Annotated in this window: 12 protein-coding genes; 3 read left to right on the top strand and 9 right to left on the bottom strand. The window is 40.6% G+C overall.

Going from position 1 to position 15084, the window contains the following annotated elements; all coding sequences use genetic code 11:
• The first annotated feature begins 635 nt into the window (after window positions 1-635).
• Window positions 636-1109: a ribonuclease HI gene (gene rnhA, locus BLR53_RS12945; RefSeq protein WP_037439032.1), complete on the top strand. Its 474-nt coding sequence runs from the start codon at window positions 636-638 to the stop codon at window positions 1107-1109.
• A 44-nt stretch (window positions 1110-1153) separates the two neighbouring features.
• Here the strand turns inward: rnhA and fbp are convergent, their stop codons facing one another.
• The 5 genes from fbp to BLR53_RS12920 form a co-directional block, all read right to left on the bottom strand.
• Window positions 1154-2188 (bottom strand): class 1 fructose-bisphosphatase, encoded by a 1035-nt coding sequence (fbp, locus tag BLR53_RS12940; protein ID WP_037439030.1) that lies wholly within the window; start codon window positions 2186-2188, stop codon window positions 1154-1156.
• Window positions 2189-2210: 22 nt separating this feature from the next.
• A complete protein-coding gene (locus tag BLR53_RS12935; protein WP_074590189.1) occupies window positions 2211-2702 on the bottom strand; it encodes a metallophosphoesterase family protein in 492 nt (163 codons plus the stop codon).
• A 29-nt stretch (window positions 2703-2731) separates the two neighbouring features.
• Complete coding sequence (locus BLR53_RS12930; protein WP_074590187.1) at window positions 2732-3436, bottom strand: tRNA1(Val) (adenine(37)-N6)-methyltransferase; 705 nt, start codon at window positions 3434-3436, stop codon at window positions 2732-2734.
• A gap of 2 nt (window positions 3437-3438) precedes the next feature.
• On the bottom strand, window positions 3439-3834 hold the full coding sequence (gloA2, locus tag BLR53_RS12925) for an SMU1112c/YaeR family gloxylase I-like metalloprotein (protein WP_201771362.1): 396 nt from the start codon (window positions 3832-3834) through the stop codon (window positions 3439-3441).
• Window positions 3835-3918: 84 nt separating this feature from the next.
• On the bottom strand, window positions 3919-4806 hold the full coding sequence (locus BLR53_RS12920) for an energy transducer TonB (protein ID WP_083332079.1): 888 nt from the start codon (window positions 4804-4806) through the stop codon (window positions 3919-3921).
• 210 nt (window positions 4807-5016) lie between these two features.
• On the opposite strand from BLR53_RS12920, the gene BLR53_RS12915 reads away from it, so the two are divergent.
• Window positions 5017-7200, top strand: a complete 2184-nt coding sequence (locus tag BLR53_RS12915; protein WP_037439026.1) for a glutamine synthetase III family protein — start codon at window positions 5017-5019, stop codon at window positions 7198-7200.
• Between the two features lie 107 nt (window positions 7201-7307).
• On the top strand, window positions 7308-8492 hold the full coding sequence (locus tag BLR53_RS12910; RefSeq protein ID WP_037439024.1) for an AIR synthase related protein: 1185 nt from the start codon (window positions 7308-7310) through the stop codon (window positions 8490-8492).
• An 85-nt stretch (window positions 8493-8577) separates the two neighbouring features.
• On the opposite strand, the gene BLR53_RS12905 is transcribed toward BLR53_RS12910, so the two are convergent.
• Genes BLR53_RS12905 through BLR53_RS12890 form a run of 4 tightly spaced genes read right to left on the bottom strand, consistent with a single transcriptional unit; the run spans window position 8578 to window position 14927 of the window.
• Window positions 8578-11751: an efflux RND transporter permease subunit gene (locus BLR53_RS12905; protein WP_074590185.1), complete on the bottom strand. Its 3174-nt coding sequence runs from the start codon at window positions 11749-11751 to the stop codon at window positions 8578-8580.
• Window positions 11752-11775: 24 nt separating this feature from the next.
• On the bottom strand, window positions 11776-12945 hold the full coding sequence (locus BLR53_RS12900; RefSeq protein WP_074590183.1) for an efflux RND transporter periplasmic adaptor subunit: 1170 nt from the start codon (window positions 12943-12945) through the stop codon (window positions 11776-11778).
• Window positions 12946-12952: 7 nt separating this feature from the next.
• Window positions 12953-14311 (bottom strand): TolC family protein, encoded by a 1359-nt coding sequence (locus BLR53_RS12895; protein WP_037439017.1) that lies wholly within the window; start codon window positions 14309-14311, stop codon window positions 12953-12955.
• A 31-nt stretch (window positions 14312-14342) separates the two neighbouring features.
• Window positions 14343-14927, bottom strand: coding sequence for a TetR/AcrR family transcriptional regulator (locus BLR53_RS12890; RefSeq protein WP_051759688.1), 585 nt, complete (start codon window positions 14925-14927; stop codon window positions 14343-14345).
• Between the last annotated feature and the right edge of the window lie 157 nt (window positions 14928-15084).

Raw genomic sequence — 15084 nt, 5'->3', positions numbered from 1 at the left:
AAAAAACATTTAAAAATGTTACTCAAGCAAAGAGTTGTGTTGAACTAGGAATACATAAATACAATAATCTTCGTCTACACGCCAGTTGTCAGTTTCAAACCCCACAAGACACCCATTTATTAGAAAATATTATCAAAAAACCGCAAAAAGAACTAGTTTATTGAAATAAGTAAACCCATTTCAGTATAATAAAATGCATACGTAAACTCCTAACAGGAATTTCAATTATCGTTGTAAACTATAGTCAGTAAAATCACAAATAAAAGTAAACACTAGTCAGTAATTAGCTTTTTTAATGTAAACTAATCTCAGTATAGGACACCAGCTTATTCGGCATACTACAGGTTATGATTTAATCTGTTTTTCTTTTGTTGTTCTTCGGGGTTGCGATACCGTTGCGATACCCTTGGCATACCCTTCCTTTACCCAAAGGGTATACCAAGGGTATGCCAAGGGTATCGCAACGGTATACCAAGGGTATATCAACCCGCCTGAAATCAAACAAAAATGCGGCTGAAAATTGAAAAATTACACGAATCGTCCTCCCATTAACCCGAACAACAGGATTATTTAAGATATTTGCCAGTCTGGGGAACTGTATTGATGCAGCTCGGGCGAAAAAGAAAAGGAATCATATGATTGAAATATTTACTGACGGTGCAGCAAGCGGAAATCCTGGTCCGGGAGGTTATGGTGTTATTCTGCGTGCAGGAAGTCATTATAAAGAGTTAAGCGGTGGATTTCGCATGACTACAAACAACAGGATGGAGTTACTTGCAGTCATTGAAGGCCTGAATGCAATTAAAAAACCCGGTCAGCAGGTGACAATTTATTCAGATTCAAAATATGTTGTAGATTCAGTAGAGAAAAAATGGGTATTTGGCTGGGTAAAGAAGGGCTTTAAAGATAAAAAGAACAAAGATCTCTGGATACGTTTTCTGGCTATATACAAACTGCATGATGTTAAATTTATCTGGATTAAAGGCCATAATGACCACCCGGAAAATGAAAGATGTGATGTACTTGCAGTCGCAGCATCCAAAAGAAGGGATATACTGGCTATCGATTATGAGTTTGAAGCAGAAAAAAACAAAGGCCTCTTATTATAATAAAGGACAGCAGCAGACGCATGCTGTCCTTTTATTTTCTAGATTCAGGCAGACTGAACGGTTACAACTTTTTCTACATATTCGGCAGCCATCATTTCTTCGGCCATCCTGACCATTTTTTCTGATCCTATAAAAATAGATGCCCTCTGATGTAATTCATTTGGTTCTATCTCCAAAATTCTGTTAAATCCATCTGAAGCCCTTCCGCCTGCTTGCTCCACAATAAAAGCCATCGGATTACACTCATAAAGTAGTCTTAATTTACCATTCGGCGAACTTGCTGTTGTCGGATAAATATAGATTCCGCCTTTAATAAGGTTACGGTGTATATCTGCTACCATAGAACCGATATATCTGGACGTGTAAGGACGGTTACTCGCAGCGTCATGAACCTGAGCATATTTTATATACTTTTTAACACCCTCAGGAAAATGCACATAATTCCCCTCATTAATAGAATAAATACAACCGTCCTGCGGTATTTTCATATCTGGATGGGAAAGGCAGAATTCACCAATTGAAGGATCGAGTGTAAAACCATTCACACCTTTACCGGTCGTATAAACCAGCATGGTCGAAGAGCCGTAGATAACATAACCAGCTGCGACCTGCTCGGTTCCCTTCTGGAGTACATCTGCCAGCGTAGCGGTGCCTTCAATAGATTTCCTGCGGAAAATAGAGAAGATAGTTCCAACAGCAACGTTTACATCAATATTACTGGAACCATCCAGCGGATCAATACAAACGATATATTTGGCATTTTTAGAAACCGGAGATTCGATCCTGACGAAATCGTCCTCTTCTTCTGTCGCTACAATACAACATTCCCCACCGCTGGTGAGCGCTGAGATAAACTGGGTATTCGCGTAAATATCCAGTTTTTTTTGTCCCTCCCCCTGAATATTCATAGTACCTGCATCTCCCAGAATATCGACAAGACCGGCTTTATTAACCTCCCTGTTTACGATTTTGGCAGCTATACCGATGTCCCTTAATAATCTGGAGAGTTCGCCTTTGGCGTAAGAGAAATCAGCTTGTTTCTCAATAATGAATTGCCCTAATGTTTTGATACCAGACATTCTACTTAGTGTATTAAATACGTTATCTTAGACCTATTTCTATGGCCTCTAAGGTATGTATTTTTTTCTCCGTAACACAAAATCGAATTAAGGTTTTCTTCTGATGCCACCCCGATTTACCCGCTGCACCGGGGTTAATATGCATACAATTGATTTTAGGGTCTAACATTACTTTAAGGATGTGTGAATGTCCGCTTATAAAAAGACCAGGGGGCTTAGTGTATATTATACTCTTTACATTCGGAGCATATTCCCCGGGATACCCACCGATATGCGTCATCCAAACATCCAATTCCTCGCAGCTAAATCGTAAATGCTCCGGAAACTCTTCCCGGATAATTTTATCGTCAATATTTCCGTACACTCCTTTTAACGGTTTGAAATCTGCCAGCTTTGGCGCTACATCCGGGCCGAAGTCTCCAGCATGCCAGATCTCATCACAACTATCAAAATATTTATAAACTGCATCATCCAGGTAACCATGCGTGTCGGATATTAAGCCAATTTTTTTCATTTTATTCAATTATAGAAATTTGCGCTGTTTTAGAACGCCAGAAAGAACTCTTTAAGCAGCATCTGGTACTGCGTAGTATAAACTCCCTGCGCAGCGTAGATATATACATTATCCCGCCGGACAGGAACATCTTCAAATCCCAGACAGATCAGCTGCCGGAACGCCGGCTTCTGCGCATCAGAACAAATCTGAAACCGCTGGCACGGATAGAGTTTCCATCGAACTGCCTGCTGGATAACGAATTCTGCCTGCTTCACCGGCAAAATAAGCCACAGTAAACCTTTAGGGCTCATCATTTCCGCAGCCTGCCGGAGCATTAGCTCAAAAAAATCGGGGTCTGCATGCCTAGCCAGTTCCTTCCGTTTCTCCGGATTCTTAAGGTCATTTACAAAAAAAGGTGGATTAGAAACTATAAGATCATATTTATGCAGCGGTTTAAACTGAAGAAAATCATGCCCAGATAGCCGCACGCGGTCTGCGAAAGGAGACTCTATAAAATTCTTTTCTGCAGCCGCAGCCGCAGACGGGTCAATTTCTACTGCGTCTACCACAGCTGATGGAAAACGCTGAGCGAGCATCAGCGCTATTACTCCTGTCCCGGTTCCGATGTCCAAAATTCTCAACGGATCTTCATGACTTGCTAAGGCGCCAAGCAGTACGCCGTCCGTATTGATTTTCATCGCACAACCTTGCTGGTCTATACTAAATTGTTTAAAACGAAAAACACTTCCCATAGTTAACCTGCATAGAGTTCAAGAGGCAACCCGTCAGGATCTGTAAAAAATGTAAATCTTCTGCCTGTGTATTCATCGGTACGGATCGCTTCGGTCTGAATACCCTGATCGTTTAAACTGCGGACAGAAGTTTCGATATCATCTACCTCAAAAGCCAGATGTCTCAATCCCGCTGCTTCTGGCCTGGAAGGACGTTCAGGAGGATTTTCGAAAGAAAACAATTCAATAATATAGGTACCGTCCAAAGCCAGATCCAGTTTATACGATTTTCTGGCTTCCCGATACACTTCCCTGATAATCTCCAGGCCAAGTATTTCGGTATAGAAAGCTTTACTCTTATCGTAATCCCTGCAAATAATTGCAATATGATGTACCCGTTTTAAAATTCCAACTGACATTTGTATATAATTTAGTTTTTCCAGAGCATGCAGGGTTTCGCCCTGCACTCCTGCCGCAACAGCATAAACACAAATGTAAAGAATTTAGTGTGCCAGCGTAAAAGAAAGCGGCATCGTATAGCGCACGCGTACAGATTGATTATGCTGCCTGCCAGGCGTCCATTTCGGCGACTTACGAATTACCCGCATAGCTTCTTCGTCACATCCACCCCCGATACCCTTTAAAATTCGCACATCAGTTACTGAACCGTCTGTTTCTACTACAAAGCTAATAAATACTTTCCCCTGAATATCCTGCTCCTGCGCAGCTGCAGGATAACGCAGGTTTCTGCGGATAAATTTAGTCCAGCCTTCTGCTCCTCCATCAAATTCAGGGTATTTATCTATCGTTGCCGCATCATAAATTGTATTATCGCCAGTATTAATTGTAGCGGAATTACCTTCGCCATCTCCTGTTTTTACTGTCGTACTTCCTGTGGCTGGGACACCGCTCTGGGTTAGCTGACCGGGATCTGCATTTTTCAACTCATCCAGTCTGGGCGGTTCTTCAGTTAGATCCGGCCGGTCTACTACTTTAATGTTTGAGCTGAATTTTTTCAATTCCCGACGCGGAGCCGCAGCTTCGACTTTAGCTTCCACAGGTTGGGGCGCCTTTCTCTCCAAAGGTTTCTGTGGAAACAATGTATTCAGCTCGACAGGAATCTGCACTTCTTCTTTAATTTCCTGTACCGGATTAAACTGCCTGTAGACTGCTGGACCGGCAAATAACAAAACGAATACCGGAACGGTAAGCATAAATGCTTTCAGGGTGTTTGACCCGGACTCAGCACGTAATACATACGCGCCGTAATTTTTGTTCCTGCCTTTGAAAACAAGCGCAGTCCAGGTACTTTTGTTGAGGTTAGCATTGAAATTCAGCATAATATTCAGGTTTAATTCAACGTTATGATGTAAAAAGAATAAGTTTTCCATAATTCATCCTATTTGCCGGCAAAAAACGGTTGTCTTCAAAAACCGCCTTAAACTTCTTGAAAAGGCATATATTTCTGGCATACTTTGCAAACAAACCACAACCGCACACTTTTTAGATACACAAATAGCTGTATTCACCTAATTTTTAAAAAAAAAGCTTGAATTTTTAATTGTAAATATTCTATTTTTGATAAAATTTTAAAGAAACGAATGAAAAGCTTAAGGACAACCGCACTAAAAGAAGCACAAACCAGAGTTTCACCAGAAGTAAAGGCACCATCGCCGAAAATTTCTGAGTTTTTCGGGTCAAATGTGTTCGATACTAAAAAAATGAAAGACTTCTTATCTAAAGATGTCTACGAAAAATTAATTGCTGCTATTGACCGTGGAGAACTCATCAACCAGGATGAAGCTAACCATATTGCAAGTGCAATGAAACAGTGGTCAATGTCCAAAGGCGCCACACACTATACTCATTGGTTTCAACCATTAACTGGATCCACTGCAGAAAAACACGATTCATTCTTCGAACCGAGTAAAGACGGACCAATCGAGAAATTTGCAGGCAGCGCACTGGTACAACAAGAGCCAGATGCTTCCAGCTTCCCTAACGGTGGTATCAGAAATACTTTCGAAGCTCGCGGTTACACTGCATGGGACCCTTCTTCACCAGCTTTCATTATGGAAAGCAAAGCAGGTAAAACCTTATGTATTCCTACAGTATTTGTAGCTTATACCGGTGAAGCACTGGATTACAAAGCTCCGTTATTAAAAGCACTAAATGCTTTGGATAAAGCAGCTGTTGAAGTTTGCCAGTTTTTTGATAAAGGAATTACCAAAGTAACTGCATCTTTAGGTATCGAGCAGGAATATTTCCTGGTTGACCTTGCGTTATATAATGCACGTCCGGATTTAGCTTTAACCGGCAGAACGCTATTCGGCCATATGTCTGCAAAAGGACAACAACTGGATGACCATTATTTCGGGTCGATTCCTGAGCGTGTTTATTCTTACATGGTAGATTTCGAAAACGAAGCTTTAAAACTGGGTATTCCTTTGAAAACCCGTCACAATGAGGTTGCACCTTTACAATTTGAATGTGCACCGATTTTCGAAGAGATTAACCTGGCTATCGATCACAACCAGTTATTAATGGACGTGATGGAGAAAGTTGCCCGCAGACATCACTTCAAAGTATTATTACATGAAAAACCTTATGCCGGAATCAATGGTTCAGGTAAACACAATAACTGGTCTCTAATTACAGATACGGGTAAAAACCTGCTTGCTCCTGGTAAGACACCAAAAAATAACCTGATGTTCCTTGCTTTCTTTGTGAATACAATTAAAGCTGTTCACGAACATGCAGATTTATTAAGAGCAAGTATCGCTTCTGTAAGTAATGATCACCGCTTAGGTGCAAATGAAGCTCCTCCTGCAATTATCTCTATTTTCCTTGGTCAGCAGCTGAATGAAGTGCTGGATGAGATTGAACACTCCCGCATCAGCAAAAAAATCAAAGAAGATAATGCACTTTGGTTAGGAATTCCTAAGATCCCGCAGATCCTGTTGGATAACACAGACCGTAACCGTACTTCACCTTTTGCTTTCACTGGTAATAAATTTGAATTACGTGCTGTAGGTTCTTCTGCAAACTCTTCTGCACCAATGACGGTATTAAATACTATCATGGCAGATCAGTTAGTGAAATTCAAAATTGAAGTAGATAAACTGATCAAAAAAGGTGAGAAAAAAGATATCGCTCTTTTAACAATCATCAAAAAATACATTAAAGAATCGAAAGATATCCGTTTCGAAGGTAATGGTTACAGCCAGGACTGGGAAAATGAAGCTTTAAGCCGTGGTTTAGCAAATGTTAAAACAACTCCGGTTGCGCTTGATGCTTATATCTCAGATAAAACAACTGAGTTATTCGAAAAAAACAATGTATTCACTAAACGTGAACTACATGCGCGTCATGAGATCCTGCTGGAAGATTACTACAAAAAACTGCAGATCGAAGCAAGGGTAATGGGTGAGGTTGCGAATACAATGGTTATTCCTGCTTGTATCGAATATCAGAATGCTTTACTGGAGAATGTTAAAGGATTGAAAGACGCTGGTCTTTCTAAAGAAAGCCTGGAAACTCCACTTGCTATTATCAATAAACTTTCATTGCACCTGGGTATTGTTAAAAACTCTATCGATGAGATGCTGGAAGAACGTAAACGGACTAACGCAATTGAAGATTCAAGAGAAAAAGCAATCGCATACGATCAGAATGTCAAATCTCACTTTGACGCGATCCGCTACCATGCAGATAAGCTGGAGCAAATCGTTGATGATAGCGTTTGGCCTCTTCCGAAATTCAGAGAATTATTATTTTTAAAATAAGAGCTTAATACAAACACAGCTTTCTAACCTCTGCCCCATAAAGGCAGAGGTTATTTTTTTATGTTAGAATCGTCCACATCCGGGCGTTTCTCTATCTTTGCAACAATATGAGTGATAACAGGTACAACCAGCGTGGCGTCTCAGCCTCGAAAGAAGATGTGCACCAAGCCATCAAGAACATAGATAAAGGAATTTTTCCGCAGGCATTTTGTAAGATTATCCCGGATATCCTGGGAAATGATCCCGATTTCTGTAACATCATGCATGCTGACGGTGCAGGTACAAAATCATCTTTAGCTTATGTATACTGGAAAGAAACCGGTGATCTTTCAGTTTGGAAAGGTATTGCACAGGATGCAATTATTATGAACCTCGATGACCTGATCTGTGTGGGTGCAACTGACCATATCTTATTGTCATCTACAATCGGCAGAAATAAAAATCTGATCCCGGGTGAAGTGATTGCCGCTATCATTAACGGAACTGAAGAAATTCTTGCTGAGTTGCGTGAGATGGGTATTTCTATCTATTCTACGGGAGGCGAAACTGCAGATGTTGGTGACCTTGTCAGAACTATCATTGTAGACTCTACGGTAACCTGCAGAATGAAAAGAGCTGACGTGATCAGTAATCACAAAATACAACCGGGAAATGTAATTGTAGGTTTATCTTCTTCAGGTAAAGCAAACTACGAACAGGAATATAACGGAGGAATGGGTTCAAACGGATTAACTTCTGCCAGACATGATGTATTCAATAAAACTATTGCTACCGCCTATCCTGAAAGCTTTGATCCCTCCGTTCCTGAAGAACTGGTATTTTCCGGTGGTAAGAAATTAACGGATACTATTCAGATTGATGCAGAAACGACTACTACCATTGGTAAACTAGTTCTTTCCCCTACCCGTACGTATGCACCGGTAATAAGCCAGATTCTGGCTAAATACAGAGGACAGATCGATGGGCTGGTACATTGCAGCGGTGGTGCCCAAACTAAGGTTCTTCATTTTATTAATGAAGGCATACACGTAATTAAAGACAATTTATTCCCTGTACCTCCTTTGTTTCAGTTAATCCAGGAACAATCCGGAACAGACTGGAAAGAAATGTATAAGGTATTTAATATGGGCCACCGGATGGAGCTTTATGTCCCTGCGGAGATCGCAGCTGATATTATAGCTATTGCAGCTGGTTTCGGTATAGACGGACAAATTATTGGCCGCGTAGAAGCTGGCGAAGGTAAAAAAGTAACCATCCTTTCCGACAAAGGAACCTTCGATTACGAAGGTTAGTAATTACCGGATAAAGTATAAACAAAAGAGCCGCAGGAAATTTCCTGCGGCTCTTTTGTTTATACTTTAATTATTTGAACAGGGACTAATCTGCATGCAGTACATCCGCGTGTTCTTCTGGTTTGTAATTTGCTTCCAGTTCAGCAAGTTTTTTCTTACCGTACGCTATTTTGGTAATCAGTACGAATAATACCGGAACGATAAAGATTGCCAGAATCGTTGCCGAAATCATACCTGCTGCTACTGTCCAACCGATAGTCATCCTGGACACAGCACCTGCACCATGAGAAATAATCAGTGGAATTACTCCTAAGATAAAGGCAAGGGATGTCATGACAATTGGTCTTAACCTTAGTTTAACAGCTTCAATCGTCGCTGCAATTAAAGGCATACCCCAATCTACACGTTCCTTGGCAAACTCAACGATCAGAATCGCATTCTTCGCCGACAAACCAATCAAGGTAATTAAACCTACCTGTGCATAGATATTGTTATCTAATTTTGGCAGGAACATCAGCGCAAGGATCGCACCGAATAGACCTAGTGGTACAGCTAACAGAATAGAGAACGGAACAGACCAGCTTTCGTAAAGCGCTGCAAGAAGCAGGAATACGAACACTACGATTAATCCGAAGATCAAGGTTGTACTGTTACCAGCTTCTGTTTCCTCCAAACTTAATCCAGAGAAATCATAATCATAATTTGACGGTAAAGTTTGTGCTGCAACTTCACGGAGTGCATTTAATGCATCACCTGAACTGTAACCTGGTTTAGAAGCACCGCCAATCTCAATTGACCTGAAAAGGTTATAGTGATTGATAATTGAGGCATTTTCTATTGTTTTATAAGACACCATAGAACTTAATGGTACAGGAGCACCTGCTGCATTTCTTACGTATAATTGACCCAGGTTTTCTATTCCTCTTCTGAAGTTAGTATCTGCCTGCGTTACTACACGGAAGTTACGTCCGTATTTGGTGAAATCATTAATATAATTACTACCCAGATAAGCAGAGATAGTACTGTAAACAGCACCGATAGAAACACCCATTTTCTTAGCTTGCTCGCGGTCTACATTGACCTTATAGTTTGGTGTTCTCGCATTAAACAGCGTATAAGCCATTCCAATCTCTGGACGCTGATTTGCTGCCATCAGGAATTTACCTACGTTGGCTTCAAACTCTTTAATATCTCCGGTTTGTTTTTCCTGAATCTGTAAACTAAATCCACCACTGATACCCAGACCCGGAATAGCCGGAGGTGATACAACCAGCACACTACCGTCTTTATCACCGGCAAAATCCTGAGTTACACCAGCAATAGTTTCATTTACTGTATTAGGACGATCATTCCAGTCTTTTAACTGAACAAAGAATGTCGCTGCATTGGATTTAAAGGAACGGTTCAGAATGTTAATACCTGTAATCGAAGTGATGTTCTTCACTTCCGGATATTTCTTCTGGATCGTTTCTGTAATTCTATTCACAAATGCATCGGTACGTGCAGCCGAAGCTCCTTCAGGAAGGGTAACCCCCATCAGGAATACACCCGCATCCTCATTCGGAATAAATCCACTTGGTTTTTTCATAAACATTCCTACAGTACCTACATAGATACATGCAAGAATTATCATAACTAAAGGTGCTTTTTTCAAAGCCCACTTCACACCATTCGAATACCTGTTCGTTACACGTGCAAACCAACCATTGAATTTAAAGAAGAATTTATTTAATCCTCTTGAATCTTCTGTCAGGTTCATTGGTGTTAACATTAATGAACATAATGCAGGAGTCAGTGAAAGCGCGATAAATGCAGATAACAATACAGATACTGCAATGGTAATAGCGAACTGTTGATAAAGTTGTCCAACCATACCTGGTATAAATCCTACCGGTATAAATACCGCAGCAAGAATTAAGGCAATTGCAATTACCGGAGCGGTAATATCCTTCATCGCTTTTCTAGTCGCATCTGGAGCTGAAAGGCCTTCGTGGTCCATATAATGCTGGACAGCCTCCACTACAACAATCGCATCATCCACCACAATACCGATGGCGAGTACAAATCCAAACATCGTTAATACGTTGATAGAGAATCCTAAAAGCGTAAAGAAGATAAATGTACCGATAATGGATACCGGAATCGCTAATACAGGAATTAATGTTGCTCTCCAGCTTTGCAGGAAGAAGAACACAACGATGGTAACCAGGATGAGCGCTTCTACAAGCGTATGAATTACCTCGCTGATGGATACTTTAATAATAGATACAGTTTCATAACTGATTTTATAATCGAGATCATTAGGAAATGACTTTTTTAATTCAATCAGCGTTTTATCAATACCGTCTGCAGTTTGTACAGCGTTACCACCTGGCGTCTGGTTAATGGCCATCATAGATGCAACCTGACCGTTAACTTTTGAACTTGTAGAGTACATGAACTCACCTAATTCAACACGTGCAACATCTTTCAGATAAACGGGAGATCCGTCAGCACCACTTTTAATTACGATGTTACGAAACTGATCTTCTGTATTCAAATCTCCGTCAAGTACAACTGAGAATTCAAAAGTTTGATTACTATGTTGTGGAGCACCACCGACACTACCTCCGGGAACACGGGTATTCTGTTCCTGAATTGCCGCAGAAACTTCAGCCGGTGTCAAACCAAGACGCGCCATTTTATTGGCATCCAACCACACACGCATACTAAATGGCTGGCCGAAGGCCTGCACATCACCTACACCTGGGATACGAAGTAAAGCGTCTTTTACATAAAGGTTGACATAGTTGGAGATAAACTTTTGGTCATATGTCCCTTTGGGAGAATACAGACCTACCACCATTAAGATGTCATTATTTGCTTTTTTGGTTGTAACACCCAGTCTTCTCACAGCTTCGGGCAAAGAAGGTTCAGCGATGCCTACCCTGTTCTGTACGTCAAGGGCTGCGATATCGATATCTGTTCCTACATCAAAAGTTACTGTGATAGCCGAACGTCCGTCGGAGGTACTGTTGGATGAAAGATATTTCATACCCGGTGTACCGTTAATCTGACTTTCTATTGGTGTTGTAACTGTTTGTTCGACAGTTTCTGCATCCGCTCCGGTATAGGTCGCAGTTACTGTAACTGTTGGTGGTGCGATATTCGGATACTGACTGATCGGGAGTGTAGTGATCACAATCGTACCGATCAGCACGATTAAAATGGAAATAACGATTGCCGTGACGGGTCGTTTTATAAATACTTCTGAGATCATATTGCTGAAATTCTTTGTAAAAACCTATTTTTTAGCTGCCGGAGCTGCGGCTGCAGGTTGCTGACCGTTAGCAGCTGCTGCAGTATTGTCCTGAACTACTGCGCCAGGTCTTACATTTTGCACACCATCTACAACAATAACTTCACCTTGTTTCAATCCTTCTCTGATAACAACTTCTTTATCAAATTGCTTTCCTAGTTTGACCATACGTGGTGTTGCTTTGCTACTGTCTCCAACTACATATACATTGTATTCTCCTAACTGTTCAACCACTGCTTTGAATGGAATCACTAACTGGTCATCAGTGGCCTTATTCAGAACGCGCATATTTACAGTCATACCTACATACAGCTTACCTGCTGAGTTTGGATAACTAATTCTCACTTTGATAGTTCCGGTCTGTGGATCCACTGCACGGTCTATTGCAGTAATATGTCCCTGAGCTGTATAGATACTACCGTCTTGTAACTGAATATTAAATAGTGAATCTTTAACTGCTGATGCACTTTGTAATGCTCTGAAACGTGGAATCTCAGCCTGATTAACTGCGATATCCACAGCAATCGGATCATTTGTCGAAACTGTATTCAATAAGGTTGTACCCGGAGAAGCAAAAGCTCCTAATTTTACCTGTGAAATTCCAATTGTACCATTTAAAGGAGATACGATAATTGAACGCTGCAGGTCAGAATTAGCTGAGGCAAGATTCGCTTCTGCTGCTGCTACCTGAGATTCTGCATTGGCAAGATCGGTTAGCGCATAATCAACACGTTGTTTTGCAACTGCATCTTGTTCTGCAAGTTTAGTATATCTCTCTGCATCTTTTTTTGCTTTATCTCTATTGGCTTTTGCTACTGCAACGTTTGCTTTTGCAGAGTTGTAAGCCGCCTGATATTTCGTACGGTCAATTTCATAAAGCTTCTGACCTTTAGAAACTTTCTGTCCGTCTTTCACGAAGATACCGGTGATATAACCGCCCACTTGTGCACGGAGTTCCACTTCATCCAACGCAACGACATTTCCAGGATAAGTATCAACTGTAGTGACTGGCTTAGATTCCACGGTAGATAAACTTACCGGAGTTGCAGGAGGAGGTCCTTGTTGTTGCTGTGCTGATTTATCGCCACCGCCACAGGACACTAATGTAATAGAGCTTATTAAAGCGATACCTAATTTTATGTAATTTGTGTTCATGTCTGTATTATTGGTTTACTGTGATTGTTCCTAATGCTTGTTTTACGTCGAATTTCGATGAAAGCAGACTGTATAATGAATTTAAGTAATTGAGTTGAGCGGTACGCAGATCTGTTTCTGAGGTCATCAGATCCAGATAAGTTTTAATCCCTTCATCGTATTGTAATTTGATCGTATTGTAAACCTGTTTGGAAATATCAACATTCTCACGGTTAGTCCTTAAATCATTAAGGTTTGCTTTATAAGTGGCAATTGCCTGCTCATACTGCGTATTGATCTGATTTTTCGTGTTAACTAAGTCAAGATCGATCTTTCTTTCCTGTAACTGTGACTTTTTAATTTCCTGCGTTCTCTTTCCACCTAGGAATACCGGCACAGTAAGTTTTAAGCCAACAATTGAACTCGGGTATACCCTGTCATATAAATTACCGATCTCCTGATTCTGGTAATTCCATCCGTAATTGATAAAGCCGGATAAGGTTGGCATATAAGCTAATTTGTTATAAGAGGTGTTGATCTTTTGAAGCTGCTTCTGAGTTTCCAGTAAGCGGTACTCTACTCTACCTTGATAATCCAGCGTTTGGTTAGTATCCAGTAAGACCTCTTTTTCCATATCTGCAGAAGCAAATGAAAGACTGAAGTCTTCAGTACCTTTATACCCGATCAATTCTTTCAGGTAAACATATTTGTATTTCAATAATTCTTCAGTTCTCTTTTTATCTGCCTTGGAATTACTCAGACTGATTTGCGCACGCTGATAATCTGTCTTATCTACCAGACCTGCTTCGTATTGCGCACTCGCATCTTTCAATTGCTTTTCCAGACGGGCAATATTCTCTGCAATAATATTTAACTGTTCTTTGCTGGTCAGAATATCATAAAAACCTTTACTTACATCAACGACCGTATTGATTTTCGTATTTTCTGTATTCTGTTTGTATTGCTGTCTGAAATACTTAGCTGTTCTTGAGGCTTGAATTAAACCTGCATTCAAAAATTGCTGATCTGCCTGCAGTACAAATGATGATGTATTCTTAGCACCAAAAGTAAGCAAAGAGCTTTCTCCATTCGTGGTTAATATTTGACTCTGCTGCTTGAAATTGTGATTAGCGGTTCCAGTACCGTTAATTTGCGGTAACCATCCGGAGAGTGCCGACTTGATATCCCTTTCCCCGATTTCCTCATCCAGCACTGACTGCTGAATTCCGGGTCTGTTACTGAGCGCGTAATCAATACACTCTTGGAGCGTCGCATTCGTAAGTGTAAGCTGATCTCTGACCGTAGCCGGCGTTTGTGCGTGAAGACTGCCTGTGAAGAACAGCGGTACGCAGGAGAGCATCATTAAAACTAAATTTTGAGATTTCATATTTATATAAAGGGTATTGTTCAATTATTGGTTACTGTCGTTTAATGCCGTCCCAAATTATACTGACGACCTCATTGATGTCTTCATCGGAAAACAGCATATGTTGTGATAATTGAAAACTAGCGGCAGCAACAAGGGTACCTCTAATGGTCGGGGCAAGAAGTCTAGGGTCTATATTTTTGAAGTAAGCATTTTCTATGCCATATTTAAAGAAGGTAATGACCTTTTCTACAAACAGTTGACTCTCCAAATGTGCATACTCCTGCGCATAAGGTGAGTTGATATACTGTTCAAGAAAATTCATGGAATCCGGGTTTTCAACGTAGAATCTGTATTGGCTGACCATGACAGCGAAGAATCTTTCTTTATAGCTTTTTGAAGGATCATCGCCATCGATTATCGCTTTTGCCATACGATCTTTGACATAAATATACAATTCAGATATCAGGGCTCCTTTCGAAGGAAAATAATGATAGATTGTCCCCGCAGCAACTCCGGCATTTTTCGCAATCTGACTCATAGGCGTTCCGTGAAAACCTTGTTTCCCCACCAATGAGAGTGTACTCTTCAGTACAGCCTCTTTTTTTCCAAAACAATCATGTAATTGAACGTTCATTCGGTACAAATGAACAAAATTTATTTAAGTTAAAATATTGTTTAAATTTTTTATGACAAACGTATGATTAGCGTCACTTTTTCTGGTCATAATTGTCTTAAATAGGAAACGGAATTCCGTACCACCGAAGTTATATACCTTGTATTTAAAGGAATAG

The sequence above is a fragment of the Pedobacter antarcticus genome (assembly GCF_900103515.1).
Lineage (GTDB): Bacteria > Bacteroidota > Bacteroidia > Sphingobacteriales > Sphingobacteriaceae > Pedobacter > Pedobacter antarcticus.
This window is presented reverse-complemented; position numbering and strand designations above follow the sequence as displayed.

Bases quoted from the DNA above. Each gene is read 5' to 3' on its own strand.
- rnhA (WP_037439032.1), top strand. From the start codon at position 636: ATGATTGAAATATTTACTGACGGTGCAGCAAGCGGAAATCCTGGTCCG.
- fbp (WP_037439030.1), bottom strand. From the start codon at position 2,188: ATGTCTGGTATCAAAACATTAGGGCAATTCATTATTGAGAAACAAGCT.
- BLR53_RS12935 (WP_074590189.1), bottom strand. From the start codon at position 2,702: ATGAAAAAAATTGGCTTAATATCCGACACGCATGGTTACCTGGATGAT.
- BLR53_RS12930 (WP_074590187.1), bottom strand. From the start codon at position 3,436: ATGGGAAGTGTTTTTCGTTTTAAACAATTTAGTATAGACCAGCAAGGT.
- gloA2 (WP_201771362.1), bottom strand. From the start codon at position 3,834: ATGTCAGTTGGAATTTTAAAACGGGTACATCATATTGCAATTATTTGC.
- BLR53_RS12920 (WP_083332079.1), bottom strand. From the start codon at position 4,806: ATGGAAAACTTATTCTTTTTACATCATAACGTTGAATTAAACCTGAAT.
- BLR53_RS12915 (WP_037439026.1), top strand. From the start codon at position 5,017: ATGAAAAGCTTAAGGACAACCGCACTAAAAGAAGCACAAACCAGAGTT.
- BLR53_RS12910 (WP_037439024.1), top strand. From the start codon at position 7,308: ATGAGTGATAACAGGTACAACCAGCGTGGCGTCTCAGCCTCGAAAGAA.
- BLR53_RS12905 (WP_074590185.1), bottom strand. From the start codon at position 11,751: ATGATCTCAGAAGTATTTATAAAACGACCCGTCACGGCAATCGTTATT.
- BLR53_RS12900 (WP_074590183.1), bottom strand. From the start codon at position 12,945: ATGAACACAAATTACATAAAATTAGGTATCGCTTTAATAAGCTCTATT.
- BLR53_RS12895 (WP_037439017.1), bottom strand. From the start codon at position 14,311: ATGAAATCTCAAAATTTAGTTTTAATGATGCTCTCCTGCGTACCGCTG.
- BLR53_RS12890 (WP_051759688.1), bottom strand. From the start codon at position 14,927: ATGAACGTTCAATTACATGATTGTTTTGGAAAAAAAGAGGCTGTACTG.